The organism is Ochrobactrum sp. SSR, assembly GCF_030067775.1.
Taxonomy (GTDB): Bacteria; Pseudomonadota; Alphaproteobacteria; order Rhizobiales; family Rhizobiaceae; genus Brucella; species Brucella teleogrylli.
The window spans coordinates 12952-27171 of sequence record NZ_CP125971.1 but is presented as its reverse complement, the minus strand read 5'-3'; the positions used below and the strand labels follow the sequence as shown (position 1 = coordinate 27171).

Genomic DNA, 14220 nt, shown 5'->3' with positions numbered 1-14220 from the left:
GCCGGTCCATGGAAGCTCGGATTAACGACCGGACGGAACCGTGTCGTCGACCCAAAGCTTTTCGTAGGACTGAATTGCAATCTCGGCCGCATTTGGCTGCAAGCCATGCAGCCATGGCTGATGCGCCATGACAGCCTTGTTATAGTTGAAGAACCAGACCGGCGCTTCTTCCTGCAACAGATTGTTGGCTTTCTTCAGAAGCTCATTCTTCTCTTCTTCGGTTTTGACGGCTTTCGCGGCATCGACAATCTTGTCGAATTCCGCGTTGGAGAACTTCTGATAGTTACAGGCCGATTGCGGTGTCGTGGAATAGAAGCACTGCATCGCCGTGAGCGCGTCCGGGCCGCTTTCCAGCGACCACATATAGGCCTGGAAATTACCGGCTGGAACCACATCGGCAAGAACCGATGCTTCGACAGGCTTTGCTTTCACCTTGATCCCAACCTTTGCGAGCATCGGGATGATGGCCTGAACAATGGTCAAGCCCCAGCTTTCATTCTGCGTGGCCGTCAATTCAAATTCGAAACCATCCGGATAACCGGCCTCTGCGAGCAGAGCCTTTGCCTTCTCAGGATCATAGGGGTAGGGCTTGGCATCCTTGTCGAAAGCAGGCGACGAGTTCGGGAGCCAGCCAACCGCACGGTAAGCCTTATCCTTGACGAGACGCTTGATGATCAGATCACTGTCGATGGCGTAATTGATGGCTTGGCGAACACGCTTATCCTGAAACGGCTTAAAATCGGGATTGAAACCGACCGCGCGCGTATAGGCTTCAGCAACTTCGAGCATGTTTTTGCCAAGTTCCGGATCCGCGCGATAGGTGCTGTATTGTGCCGGCCCGAGCACGGCCACATCGATTTCCTTGTTGCGGAAGGCAACATCGCGCGCTGCCGCATCGCCCATGATCATGATATTGATCTTGTCGGCGTAGGGCTTGCCGTTATCGTAATATTTGTCCCACTTCTCGACCGTCAGACGCGAGCCGGGCACATATTCGGCAAACTTGTAAGGTCCAAGACCGATCGGATGGCGCTGAAACTCTTCGCTGTCGCCCTGTCCCACAGGATAGATTGCGGTATTGTTGCGCATGAACTGGAAGCCCGGATCAATCGGCTGCTTCAACGTGATTTCCAGCGTGTGATCGTCGATCTTCTTCAGACCCGAAATTTCCTTGGCCTTGCCCTGTCCATAATCCTCAGCGCCCTTGATTTCCGCTATATAGCGCGCTGGAGGCATGGCCTTCTTCGGGTCCATTATCCGGGTGTAGCTCCAGATAATATCGTCTGCCGTCAATGGCTTGCCGTCATGGAAAAATGCATCCTGACGCAGCTTATAAGTATAGACGAGCTTGTCGTCCGAAACACCTACATCTGTCGCCAGCGCCAGAACCGGCTTGTTCAGATCCGCATCCCAGTCATAGAGCGTGCGATGAATGGCCTTGGCGTAGAATTCGTCCTGTGTTGCAGGCGATGCCTGAATATCCAGTGTCGAAAAACTGTCGCCATAAGGCGCAACGAAGTTGACGACGCCTCCCGAGCGCGGCGTATCGGCAGCAAAGGCCGCAGTTCCGGCCAACAATGCGACGGACACCGCCGCAAGCAACGCAAATTTCCTCATGATCTTCCCCTTTTGATTTTTGTAGATCGGATGAATGAACGTATTCAGGCAGCGCAACCGAGGCTTCGCTGCCTGTTCTCCCTACGAACGTTCGAACACCACTTCACCTTCGCGAAGGGTGAGCACGCAATGCGTATCGTTGAGAATTTCCTTCGGCTTCGCGGTGAGCATATTGCGCGAAAAGACTGCAATATCAGCCACCTGTCCCGGGACCAGTTTGCCTTTTACGGTTTCTAACTTCTGCGAAAACGCGCCATATTCCGTATAGACCTGAAGAGCCTCTTCAATGGTCACACACTGTCGCGCATCCATCACCGTGCCCCTGCCCGTTTCGCGCGTCAGCATCGAATAGATGTTGGGATAGGGATTTGGATGACAGACCGGCGCATCGCTTCCCGTTGCCGGTTTGAAACCAAGGTCTTTCCACGTCTTGAGCGGATAGCTTGAAAGAGCCCTCTCCTCGCCCAAAACCGAAATATAGGCATCCCCGAAATCATAGATGAAGACTTGCTGCGGACATGGATAAATGCCCGCCTTCTGCATGCGCGCATGCTGTTCCGGCGTTGAAAATCCGCAATGCTCAATGCGATGACGGCGGTTCGGGTCTGGATAGGCAGTGAAAGCTTTCTCATAAGCGGTGATGAGCTGCCCGATGGCAGCATCACCAATCGCGTGGCACGCAAGCTGATATCCCTTCTTGTGCGCATCAAGCACAAGTGCCTCAAGCTCCGCATCGGGCAAAATCTGCACGCCAATATTGTTGTCGTCACCCAGATATGGTTTGCTCATCCAAGCCGTGCGACCGCCCGCAGAACCGTCGAGGAATATCTTGACGGCGCCAACGGTCAGCATGTCATCACCGACACCGGAGACCAGCCCGGCCTCATAGCATTTTTCAACGATTGACGGGCCCGGATCGCCCAGCAGTACCAGCCACGTTCGCACCGGCAAACGCTTTTGCAGCTTGGCAATATTATAGGCGCGAATTTCGTCGAAACCTGCAACCTGCCCGACCGCTGCATCCATGACGCTGGTAATGCCGTAAGAAAGCAGCAGATTGCCTGCTGCTTCGATAGCTTCGATCATTTCCTCTGTCGTCGCGGTCGGGATGGCCTTGCGAACCGCGCCTTGCGCATTTTCGGCAACCATGCCGGTCAGCACGCCGTTCCGCTGCTCGATCAAGCCGCCGTCGGGAACCGGAGAGTTTTCATCGATCCCTGCAAGTTCGAAGGCCTTCGAGTTGAAGATCGAAACGTGACCGCAGGCGCGCACGAGCATCACGGGATGGTCTGGCGCAACCGCATCAAGTTCCGATTTATGCGGATGACGACCAATATCCAGCTTGGTCTGGTCGTAGCCGCGCGCCTTGATCCAGGTGCCCGGAGGAACAGAAGCCGCCGTTTCGCGGATTGCATTCAGAAGACTTTCCAGCGTAGGCGCGGCATCAGCCGTTGCATCAATCCATTTGAGCGTCAGCCCGACCGATATCAGATGAAGATGAGAATCGTTTAGTCCCGGTGTGGCGAAACGCCCTTCCAGATCGATCAACTGCGTCTTGTCGCCCTTGAGGCCCCAGACCTGATCTTTAGTGCCGGTGGCAAGCACCTTGCCTTGCCAGATTGCCAGGGCTTCGACTGTGCCCTCTTCGTATCCACACCAGATCGTGCCGTTATAAATTATGGTATCAGCACGCAATTCGGGCATTACAGACATTCAGCGATCCCCTCCCTAAGTCACCGCTTTCATAGAACTATTGAGCAGAGTTCCATTGATGGATCAACCGTTCAAGCCGTGGATTTTGCAAAATTTGTGGGAGCAATTTGATCAAAATGACGAACCCGTCGACGGTTCGCCGAAACTGCCGAGAATCGCGGCAATCCATCTTCCAAAAATGGAAGCTGGCTAATGGTAGCAACAACTCTGATGGGAAATAATGGTAGCGCAAGCTCATACCGAAGCAAATGTCATTCTATAATGAGCCGCGTAGAAAAGTTGAAGGCGGAGCCCTACGGTCCCGCCCTCCTGTTCAATCAGATAATGCCCAGAGCATCCATGGCTTCTGCCACCCGCACAAAACCGGCGACATTGGCACCGAGGACATAATCGCCCGGCGTGCCATATTCCTCGGCGGTTTCCGCACAAAGATCGTGGATATTGCGCATGATTTCAGCCAGACGCGCTTCCGTCTGCTCGAAGGTCCAGCTATCGCGCGATGCGTTCTGCTGCATTTCAAGCGCCGAAGTCGCCACACCGCCCGCATTGGCAGCCTTGCCGGGCGCGAAGAGAACTTTCGCATCCTGGAAAATCTTCACCGCTTCAGGCGTGGAGGGCATGTTAGCGCCTTCACCGACAGCGATAACGCCATTCTTCACAAGCGTCTTGGCATCCTTGCCGGTCAACTCGTTCTGAGTTGCCGACGGCATGGCCACATCGCAGGGAACATCCCAGATCGAGCCGCCCTCAATGTAATGGACGGACTGGCCCTTCTGGCGTGCATATTCGGAAATACGTTCGCGACGCACTTCCTTGATTTCCTTGACGAGATCAAGATCGATACCGTTCTCGTCAACGATATAACCATTGGAATCGGAGCAGGCGACCACTTTGCCGCCAAACTCGATCACCTTTTCCATTGTGTAGATGGCAACATTGCCCGAACCGGAAACGACAACGCGCTTGCCATCGAAATCCTGTTTGCGGGCCTGAAGCATGCGCTGCACGAAATAGGTCGCACCATAACCGGTTGCTTCCTTGCGCGCCCTGGAACCGCCGTAGAACAGCGCCTTGCCGGTCAATACGCCGGCTTCATAGCGATTGGTCAGTCGCTTGTACTGACCGAACATATAGCCGATCTCGCGCCCACCAACGCCGATGTCACCCGCTGGAACGTCCACATATTCGCCGATATGACGATGAAGTTCGGTCATGAAGGACTGGCAGAAGCGCATGATTTCAGCGTCGGAACGGCCACGCGGGTTGAAATCCGAGCCGCCCTTGCCGCCACCAATCGGCATGCCGGTCAGCGCATTTTTAAACGTCTGTTCGAAGCCGAGGAACTTGATGATGCCGACATTGACCGAAGGATGGAAGCGAATCCCGCCCTTGTAAGGTCCAAGAGCCGAATTGAACTGCACGCGGAAACCGCGATTGATCTGTACGCGACCCTGATCATCAACCCACGGCACGCGGAAAATAATCTGCCGTTCCGGCTCGCAAATGCGTTCGATCAGGGCATTGTCGGCATAATATGGTCGTTTCGCAATGACGCGCCCAACACTTTCCAACACCTCTCGCACGGCCTGGTGGAATTCAATTTCACCCGCGTTGCGATGGAGGACATCTTCGAGAATGGGCTCGAGCTTTTCATGGACGTTGACCAAAATTTCATCTCCAGAGTCGGTATGTAATCTCATAATGATCACTCTCTAGAATAATTTTTGATCAATTTGAATAAGTATTAAGCATTAATTGTGCGCGAAAAGCAGGGGCAACCTTCTTTTCAGACACCAAGCGCCTGAAATGACGCTACAGAAAAAGATCCGACATACAAAAATGCAATGTTTTCGAGCATTTGCGTAAAAAATAGCCAACTGAAAGTTACCAGTGCAATCATTTCAAGTGTACGACTGGATCGTTTCGATCCATGCCTTGGAGGCGCGGTTTATGGCAACCGCGCCTTGAGTCCTTTACGGGGCACAACGCCTACTGTTCTGAAAACTCCAGAATTGTGCCGCTGGCGTTCTCGGGCAAAACGGCCACGCCTGCCGCCGTTGACGCAAAGGACACGCCATGTGCGGTCAGTGCGGCACGCGCTTTATCCAGTGATCTCACGCGAATGCGCAAGGTTGCAAAAGCACTGGCAGGCGTTTTGTCCAAATCGACATTCGGGTAAAGCGACGACGCTTTCTCGCGATCCAGAACCAGTAGATCGGCCGAGTTCGGCCCGGTCAGAACTTTCCATCCGCCATCGTGCTCAACCGCTTCCCCGGCCTTGAACAGACGGGCAAAACCTTTCGCAGTTGTTTCAGGATCGGCAGCGATGATGACGATAGTCGAGAGACCGATAGCACCATTTTCATGTTCGATCAGCTCCGGCAGCCAGACCGTTTCGCGGGTCTTGTGCTGACACATGAAAACCATGCCCTGCGGAACTTCGCTGTCGGCAAAAGAGACTGTTTCAAACGCTGCGACGCCCTCGCCGCCGCCCGGCAGCTGCACCGGGCGCTGGAATGCGCCAACTTCGCCCGTCGCTATATCGAGTGTTGCTAGCTCCGCCTTTGCCTCGCGTGCATTGTCGATCCGGCAGGCGATGGCATGCAGTCCTTCACCTTGCGCCGCAAGTTTCTGGCGCTGGTGCTGATTGCCCGGGGTTTCAGCAACAATGCCTAGAAGCTCGAAGTAATCTTCCGGAAACATGATCGTGTAATTGCCGGTGCCTTTTTCCTTGCTGTGCAGTCCGCGGGGGCTCAGCGTGAATCCGAAGCGACGGTATTGCTCGGCACTTTTCTCCAGATCATTAACCAGCAGAAAAACGTGGTCGACGCCTTTTACCGGGTGAGACATGTGGAGTTTCCTTTTTTGATAAAATCAGATGTTAGTGGATGGAGGCTTATTTCTTTGTCGGCGCCAGCACAATCTCATGAATTGTGACCTTCGGATTCATTCTGGCGACATAGAGCGCGGTTTCGGCCATATCCTCCGGCTGAATGACGTCATCCATGCGTGCGAGATCAAAACCCGGACGGCGCGCCAAAAGCGGCGTCGCCACCTCACCGGGACAAAGCACCGTGGAACGAATACCGTTTTGTCCCTCTTGCGCGTTCAGGCTCGCACTGAGATCGTTGAGCGCGTGTTTGGAGGCGCCATATGGTACGCCGCCAGCGGGCGACGAAAAACGCCCCGCCCAGGAAGATGTATGGATCATCAGGCCGCCACCCTGCGCCCGCATTGGTGCAAGCGCGGCTGCAATCACGTTGATCGCGCCCTTGATATTGATGTCGATGACATCATCCCATGCATCGAAATCGATATCCGACCAGCTGCGGCGCGGAATGTTAAGCCCAGCATTGTTGCAGACAACATCGAGACGCCCGGTCCATTCGACGATCGCTTCAGCGACATCTGTCATCGCCTTGCGGTCGAGCACATCAGCCGGGAATATCCGGGCCTCGCCGCCTGCAGAAGTAATTTCATCCGCGATGATGGCCAGCCCTTCCGCCTTCCGGCCTGTCAGGGCCACCGGCCAACCCTCGCTTGCGAAACGGCGTGCCATTGCAGCGCCGATGCCCGAACCGGCGCCGGTGACCCAGACCGCTCCGGGTTTGGTTTTGCCCGCATTTTCACTCTGTTCGGGAGAAATCTGGCTCATCAACAAACTCCAAGATAGAAAATCGACATTTATTAACGCATGGTTATCGAGAAATTATACTAATTTTATCGCACAAATTAGTTTATCTTGACAAAATCATAGCGGATTCTAGCATAACGGTGCTTGCATAAGGAAAAGGCCATTGAACGCTGCTTTAAAGAGCAGTTTCAGGGGCTTGAACAATATCGGGACGTGCGGGAAAAGAGGCCGGAAAGCCCTCCTCAACGTCCTTCAGGGGAACATAGAATGCATATCAGAAAAGCTGGCCTTGGCCTGTTTCTCGCAGCCTTTTCACTTGCTACGGCGTCGTCCAACGCTGAAGAAGTGAAGCGCGGCGGTACGGTCATTGTCCATATGAATACCGAGCAGGGCGTCCTCAACCCTGCGCTGCGCGCCTCGACCGGCGTTTACCAGATCACCGGTCGCATCATGGAGCCGCTGATCGACCGCACTTACGAGGGCTACGTGCCGGTTCTGGCAACGAGCTGGTCTTCATCGGAAGACGGCAAGGCCATCACCTTCAAGCTGCGCGAAAATGTGCGCTGGCACGACGGCCAGCCATTCACCTGCGATGACGTTTCGTTCAGCGCGATGAACCTCTGGAAGAAGCTGCTTAACTATTCGACCACGCTTCAGGCCAATCTCGAAGCTGTCGACTGCACCGATCCGCATACCGCCGTGTTCCGTTATTCCAAGCCGATGCCGCTGGAATTGCTGGTCGCCGCGATGCCGGATCTCGGTCATCCGGTGCCGAAGCATCTTTATGAAGGCACCGACATTCTGAAGAACAAGTACAATTCCGCGCCGGTCGGCACGGGTCCGTTCAAGTTTGTCGAATATGAGCGCGGCCAGCACATCATCGCCGAGCGCAATGATGATTACTGGCGCGGCAAGGAATATCCTTACCTCGACCGCATTATCTGGCGCTTCATGCCGGACAAGGCAGCGGCAGCGGCAGCGCTTGAGGCTGGCGAAATGATGGAAACCGCTTTCAACGGCATTTCCATGTCGGACACCGAGCGCCTCCAGAAGGATGGCCGCTTCGACACAGGCACCAAGGGTTTCGAAAACAACGTTGCCCACTCGACCATCGAGTTCAATCTGCGCAACCCGATCCTTGCCAATCTGAAGGTTCGTCAGGCGATCTATCACGCGCTCGACATCGACTTTGCAATCAAGACGATCATGCGCGGCTACGCCAAGCCGGGTCGCGGTCCGATCCCGAGCGCTGGCGGTGCAAATTATACCGATCAGGTCCAGACCTATCCATATGACGTGGAAAAGGCCAAGAAGCTGCTCGACGAGGCTGGGTATCCCGTCAAAGAAAACGGCGTCCGCTTCAAGCTGCGTCACCGTCCGGCACCATGGGGCGAATATACTCAGCTCTGGGCTGAATATTATGCGCAAGCCATGAAGGAAGTCGGCATCGACGTTGAAATCCTGACCAATGACGCACCGGGCTTCCTGAACGGCGTCTATCGCGATCACGATTTCGACACGGCAAGCGGCTGGCACCAGTTCCGTTCCGATCCGGCTGTTTCCACCACCGTCTGGCTGCGCTCCGGCGCTCCGGTCGGCACGGCATGGTCCAACCAGTTCGACTATAAGTCTGACGAAATGGACAGCCTGATCGACAAGGCCGCAAGCGAGCTCGACCCGGCCAAGCGCGCCGATCTCTATCACCAGATCCAGCAGCTTGAGATGAAAGACCTGCCAGTCATCTTCGCCATCGAACATCCGTTCGTCGGCGTGACCAACAAGGTTCTCAAAAACCACCACAACACGCCACGGTGGGATTCTTCAAGCTGGTACGATCTCTCGATCGACCAATAAGCAATGCCAACCGCTGCCGGTCACCCGGCAGCGGTTCACCAGTTTTAGAATGCTGACTATGAATATCTTGCAGGATAATCCGCAATGTCCCTGCCCCCAATCCTGACCTTTGCGCTGCGCCGCATCTTGCAGGCGGTTCCCGTCATCCTTCTCATCATGATCGGGGCGTTTCTGCTCATCAAGCTTGCGCCTGGCGACACGGTTGACGCGCTTGTCGGTGACATGGGCGGTGCAGACCCTCAATTCGTCGCCAATCTGCGCACGGAATACGGTCTGGACCAACCAGTCTGGGTGCAGCTGTGGATTTACATGACCAAGCTGGCTCGGTTCGATTTCGGCTGGTCCTATGTCTATGAACTGCCCGTGTTGGACGTGCTGATGGCGCGGCTCGTGCCGACGCTCCTGCTGATGATTTCTTCGCTTTCCGTAGCGTTCATTTTCGGCATCACGCTTGGTGCCTTTGCTGCGCGCAAGGCTTATTCGCTGACCGACAATGTCATCTCGACGCTCGGTCTTGTCTTCTACGCCATGCCGAGCTTCTTTCTCAGCCTCATCCTGATGTTTATCTTTTCCGTCAAGCTGGGCTGGCTGCCCGTCGGCGGTTACAAGACGCTTGGCGGTTTTTACACTGGCTGGAAGAATGTCTGGGATATTGCCGTACACCTCGTCATGCCGACGACGGCGCTTTCGCTGATCTATCTTGCCTTCTACATGCGCCTGATGCGCACGAGCGTGCTGGAAGTCGCCGACCTCGATTATGTCCGCACCGCCCGCGCCAAGGGCGCCAGCGGCGCAAGGCTGATGTTCCATCATATCATGCGCAACGCTTTCCTGCCGGTCGTAACGCTGCTCGGCCTTCAGTTTTCCACCGTGCTTGGCGGCTCGGTTGTGATCGAAACGATCTTCTCGCTGCCCGGCCTTGGCCAGCTCGCCTATACTTCCGTGATCAAGCGCGACCTCAACACGCTGATGGGTATAATCTTCCTGTGCTCGGTGTTGGTGGTGATCGTCAATTTCATTACCGATCTCATCTATGCGCGGCTTGATTCCAGGATCGAACTGTCATGACATCCCAGGACCTTTCCCTCACCCGCCCACAGGTCTCCCGCACGAAAGTTCTGTGGCAGCGCTTCAGCCGCAACCGCGCTGCCGTGCTGGGCCTTGTTCTTTTCATCGCCGTGGTTCTGATTGCCCTGTTGGCCGATGTCATTGCGCCCGGCGACCCGCTGCGCCGTGCGGGCGATCCGCTTGTCTGGCCATTCCTCAATGCGATAACGCCGCTTGGCACCGATCAGCTCGGGCGTGACATTATGGCTGGCATTTTCCACGGTGCACGCATCTCGTTGCTGATCGGCGTCGTCGCAACCTTGATCTCGATTGTCATCGGCATCGTTATCGGTGCGCTTGCAGGTTATTATGGCGGCTGGGTGGATGATGTGCTGATGCGCATCACCGAAGCCTTTCAAACCGTGCCGAGCTTCGTGCTGCTTCTGGCGCTGGTGGCAATCTTCGGCTCGTCCATCGAGAATATCATCATCTGCATAGGCATCGTCTCATGGACCGCGCCTGCACGCATGGTGCGCGCCGAATTTCTGGCGTTGCGCCAGCGCGAATTCATCGACGCGGCGCGCAATCTGGGTGTCGGCAATATGTCGATCATCTTCCGCGAAATACTGCCAAACGCTTTGCCGCCGGTGATCGTGTTCGCATCTGTCGTTATGGCCACCTCCATCCTGATGGAAAGCGCGCTCGCCTTCCTCGGTCTCGGTGATCCTAATTATGCCAGCTGGGGCAACATGATCGGCCAGGGCCGCGCCGTGCTCCGCACCGACTGGTTCTGCTCGGTCATTCCCGGCATCGCCATTCTGCTCACCGTTCTTTCCTTCAGTCTGCTTGGCGAAGGCCTGAACGATGCGCTTAATCCGAGGCAGAAGAAATAATGACCGCTGCACCCGTTCTCGAAATCAGCAACCTGCAAATCGCGCTGCCGAAGGGCGCCGACCGTCCTTTTGCCTTGCAGGACCTCACACTGACCATCAATCCCGGTGAAATCGTCTGCCTTGTTGGCGAAAGCGGTTCAGGCAAATCGCTTTCGGCAGGCGCGATCATGCGCCTTTTGCCGGAACCGCATGTGCGCGTGACGCATGGCACGATCAAGCTTGAAGGCACTGACCTTTATTCGCTCAGCGAAGCTGACATGAAAAAGCTGCGCGGCGACCGCATCGGCATGGTCTTTCAGGAGCCGATGACAGCGCTCAACCCGCAGAAGACAGTTGGCTGGCAGATCGATGAAGTGCTGCGCCTCCATACCATACTTGGCCGCAAGGAACGCCGTGCCGCCGTGCTGGACATGCTGGCAGAGGTGAAAATTCCCGATCCGGAATCCGCCTATAACGCCTATCCGCACCAGATATCCGGCGGGCAGCGCCAGCGCGTCATGATCGCCATGGCGCTGATCCTGAAGCCGCGCCTCATCATTGCCGACGAACCGACTACTGCGCTCGACGTGACCACGCAGGCGCAAATTCTGAAGCTGATCCGTGATCTGCAACGCGAGCATGACACGGGCATTCTCTTCATCACGCATGATTTTGGCGTGGTGGCAGAAATCGCCGACCGCGTCGCCGTGTTACGGCTCGGCGAACTGGTCGAACAAGGCCCTGCAAACGAAGTGTTGAACCATCCCCAGCATGCTTACACGAAAGCGCTGATCGCATCGGTTCCCGCACTCACCCCGCCCGAACCGAAGCCGTCAGTTGAAGCCCAACCGATTATTCTCAAGGCAAGCGCTTTACGCAAAACCTTCAAGGCGCGTGGCGGATTGCTAACCGGCAAACGCAGTGCCGTGCCCGCCGTAAAGGACCTTTCGTTCGAATTGCGCCAAGGCGAAACGCTGGGCGTCGTCGGCGAAAGCGGGTCGGGCAAGACGACCGTTTCGCGCATCGTCACGCGCCTGCTGGAAGCAGACAGCGGCACGGTCGATGTGAACGGCAAGGATTTTCTGAGCGCAAGCCCGCGTGAAGTGCGCGCCATGCGGAAGGATATCCAGATGGTCTTTCAGGACCCGATGGCCTCGCTCAATCCGCGCCGCCGTGTCGTGGACCTCATCGCACAAGGCCCTATCGTCCATGGTGTACCGAAGGCAGAGGCGCACGCAAAGGCCCGTGAGTTGCTGGAACTGGTCGAGCTTTCGCCCGCTGCTGCCGACCGTTTTCCGCACGAGTTTTCAGGCGGGCAGCGCCAGCGCATCGGCATTGCCCGTGCGCTCGCTTTGGAGCCGCGCATCATCGTCGCGGATGAACCTGTCTCTGCGCTCGATGTTTCGGTACAGGCGCAGGTTCTGCGGCTTCTGGCCGATCTGCGTGAAAGGCTGAACCTGTCGCTGCTTTTCGTAACGCATGATTTGCGCGTCGCAGCGCAGCTTTGCGACCGCATCATCGTGATGTCCAAGGGCGAGATCGCCGAAACCGGCCCGACGGCTGAAGTCTTCGCCAATCCGCGCCACGAATATACCCAGCGCCTGCTTGCCTCGATCCCCGGCAAGAACTGGACGCCACCTCGTTTTGAGAATGCGTGACGTCATGCAAAAAGTAGAATTCCCACCCTCCATCTGGGCCGCCACGGCACCTCCCCGCACAGCTGCAAAGCCGTTGACCAGTGACGCGGAAGCCGATGTTGTTATTGTCGGCGGCGGTTTTACGGGCCTGTCGGCAGCACTTCATCTGGCAAAGCGTGGTAAGCGCGTCATCCTGCTGGAAGGCAATGCGGTCGGCTGGGGTGCTTCGGGTCGCAACAATGGTCAGGTCATCCCGACCATGACGTCCGCCGAGCCGGATGCGATTGCCAAGCGCTATGGCGCTGCGGGCGAACGCTTTGCCCGCCTGATCGGCAATAGCGCTGATATTCTGTTTTCCATCGTGCGCGATGAAAATATCGAGGCTGAAGCCGAACAAAAAGGCTGGTTCCAGCCTGCCCATTCGCCGGGTCGGGTAAAGCTTTCGCAAATGCGTGTCGAGGCGTGGAAGCGGTTCGGCTTTCCGGCGGAGTTTCTTGACCGATCCGCGACATCGCAACTGATCGGCAGCGATTTCTGGTACGGCGGCATGTTCAACCCCACCGGCGGCCATATCAATCCGCTGGCCTTCGCGCGCGGTCTTACCGCTGCTGCGGAGCGCCATGGCGCAATCATTCACGAGCAAAGCCCGGTTACATCCTATCGGCAAGTCGGCGATCATTGGGAAGTGCGTACCGACAACGCCACAGTGCGCGCTAAAGGCTTTTTGCTCGCGACCAATGCTTATACCGGCGAGCTTCGCGAAAGGCTTGCCCCGCGTCTGGCCCGGACAATCGTGCCCGTACTCTCATGGCAGATGGCAACCGCACCCGTCAGCGATAATCTGCGCGCGTTAATTCTGCCCGGACGGCAGGCGGTTTCCGATACACGCGGTGACCTGCGCTTCTTCCGCTACGATGCGCGCAACCGGCTGATCACCGGCGGCATTGTGATGGGTGACTACGATGTCGCCGAGCGCGTAAAGCGCAAGACTGCGCGCGGCATGGCGGAAGCTTTTCCCGCCCTCGGGGAACCGGAAATCACCCATGTGTGGAGCGGCTTTATCGGCATGACGTGGGATCGTTTCCCACGCGTTCATCAGCTTGGCACCAATGGCTGGGCTTGGATCGGCTGCAACGGACGTGGCGTCGCGCTTGGCACATCACTTGGTCGCGAATTCGCGCGTGCGCTCGATGGAGAATCGGTGCAGGAGCTTGCGCTACCCGTTTCAGAGCCCGCGCCATTGCCTTTTCACAAAGTCGCGCGGAAAATCGCGCCTTTCTATCTCGCCTGGCTTCGGCGCAAGGATCTCACCGAACCCAATCTCTAAATCAGCTTATTCATGTGAAAGGTCAGGTCCATGAATCAAATGCCAATTCTCGAACGCCGCCGCATTGAGGCGATGGTCATCAAGAACATCTATGATGTGCTGCGCGAACGCTCCGGCGACGAAGAAGCCCAAGCCGTGGTGGGCGAAGCCGTCAGCCGTTCAGCAATTGAACAGGGCAAAAGCTTTGCCGAAGAACTGGGTCGCACGCCTACCTTGCAGGATTTTGCCGACATCCAGCCGCTGTGGACGAAGGAAAACGCGCTGGAAATCGACGTGATTTCGCAGGGCGAAAACCATTTCGATTTCAATGTCACGCGCTGCCGTTATTCGGAAATGTACCGCGAGATGGGCCTTGGCCATATCGGGCATCTGCTTTCCTGCAATCGCGATGGCGATTTTTGCATCGGCTATAATCCCGCAATGAAGCTGGAACGCACGCAGACCATCATGAAGGGCGCGAGCCACTGCGATTTTCGCTATCGCCTCGACGCCACCGAAGAAAATACGAAGGAAGCCTGA

At 56.3% G+C, this 14220-nt stretch carries 11 protein-coding genes; 6 read left to right on the top strand and 5 right to left on the bottom strand.

Annotated features, from left to right (window positions below; translation table 11 throughout):
* Positions 1-21: 21 nt before the first annotated feature.
* The 5 genes from QLQ11_RS17565 to QLQ11_RS17545 all read right to left on the bottom strand — a co-directional run bounded on the left by QLQ11_RS17565 (position 22) and on the right by QLQ11_RS17545 (position 6985).
* Positions 22-1617 carry an ABC transporter substrate-binding protein gene (locus QLQ11_RS17565; RefSeq protein WP_121538079.1) on the bottom strand — a complete coding sequence of 532 codons (1596 nt, stop codon included), beginning with the start codon at positions 1615-1617 and terminating at the stop codon, positions 22-24.
* A gap of 81 nt (positions 1618-1698) precedes the next feature.
* Positions 1699-3321 (bottom strand): amidohydrolase, encoded by a 1623-nt coding sequence (locus QLQ11_RS17560; RefSeq protein ID WP_371830814.1) that lies wholly within the window; start codon positions 3319-3321, stop codon positions 1699-1701.
* Positions 3322-3647: 326 nt separating this feature from the next.
* The gene (gene gdhA, locus QLQ11_RS17555) at positions 3648-5030 is read right to left on the bottom strand and encodes an NADP-specific glutamate dehydrogenase (protein ID WP_121538042.1); all 1383 of its coding nucleotides are present in this window, start codon (positions 5028-5030) and stop codon (positions 3648-3650) included.
* A gap of 289 nt (positions 5031-5319) precedes the next feature.
* Positions 5320-6180: a VOC family protein gene (locus QLQ11_RS17550; RefSeq protein WP_121538044.1), complete on the bottom strand. Its 861-nt coding sequence runs from the start codon at positions 6178-6180 to the stop codon at positions 5320-5322.
* A 46-nt stretch (positions 6181-6226) separates the two neighbouring features.
* On the bottom strand, positions 6227-6985 hold the full coding sequence (locus QLQ11_RS17545) for an SDR family oxidoreductase (protein WP_121538046.1): 759 nt from the start codon (positions 6983-6985) through the stop codon (positions 6227-6229).
* Between the two features lie 246 nt (positions 6986-7231).
* Here QLQ11_RS17545 and QLQ11_RS17540 point away from each other — a divergent pair, with 246 nt between their 5' ends.
* The 6 genes from QLQ11_RS17540 to QLQ11_RS17515 all read left to right on the top strand — a co-directional run bounded on the left by QLQ11_RS17540 (position 7232) and on the right by QLQ11_RS17515 (position 14220).
* Entirely contained in the window at positions 7232-8818 is a 1587-nt protein-coding gene (locus QLQ11_RS17540) for an ABC transporter substrate-binding protein (RefSeq protein WP_283735299.1), read from the top strand.
* A gap of 84 nt (positions 8819-8902) precedes the next feature.
* Entirely contained in the window at positions 8903-9886 is a 984-nt protein-coding gene (locus QLQ11_RS17535) for an ABC transporter permease (protein WP_109365939.1), read from the top strand.
* Complete coding sequence (locus tag QLQ11_RS17530) at positions 9883-10758, top strand: ABC transporter permease (protein ID WP_121538047.1); 876 nt, start codon at positions 9883-9885, stop codon at positions 10756-10758. Before QLQ11_RS17535 ends, QLQ11_RS17530 begins: the two co-directional genes overlap by 4 nt.
* Complete coding sequence (locus QLQ11_RS17525; protein WP_121538049.1) at positions 10758-12395, top strand: ABC transporter ATP-binding protein; 1638 nt, start codon at positions 10758-10760, stop codon at positions 12393-12395. Before QLQ11_RS17530 ends, QLQ11_RS17525 begins: the two co-directional genes overlap by 1 nt.
* Positions 12396-12399: 4 nt before the next feature.
* Complete coding sequence (locus QLQ11_RS17520) at positions 12400-13701, top strand: FAD-binding oxidoreductase (RefSeq protein WP_121538081.1); 1302 nt, start codon at positions 12400-12402, stop codon at positions 13699-13701.
* Between the two features lie 30 nt (positions 13702-13731).
* Positions 13732-14220 (top strand): L-2-amino-thiazoline-4-carboxylic acid hydrolase, encoded by a 489-nt coding sequence (locus QLQ11_RS17515; RefSeq protein ID WP_121538051.1) that lies wholly within the window; start codon positions 13732-13734, stop codon positions 14218-14220.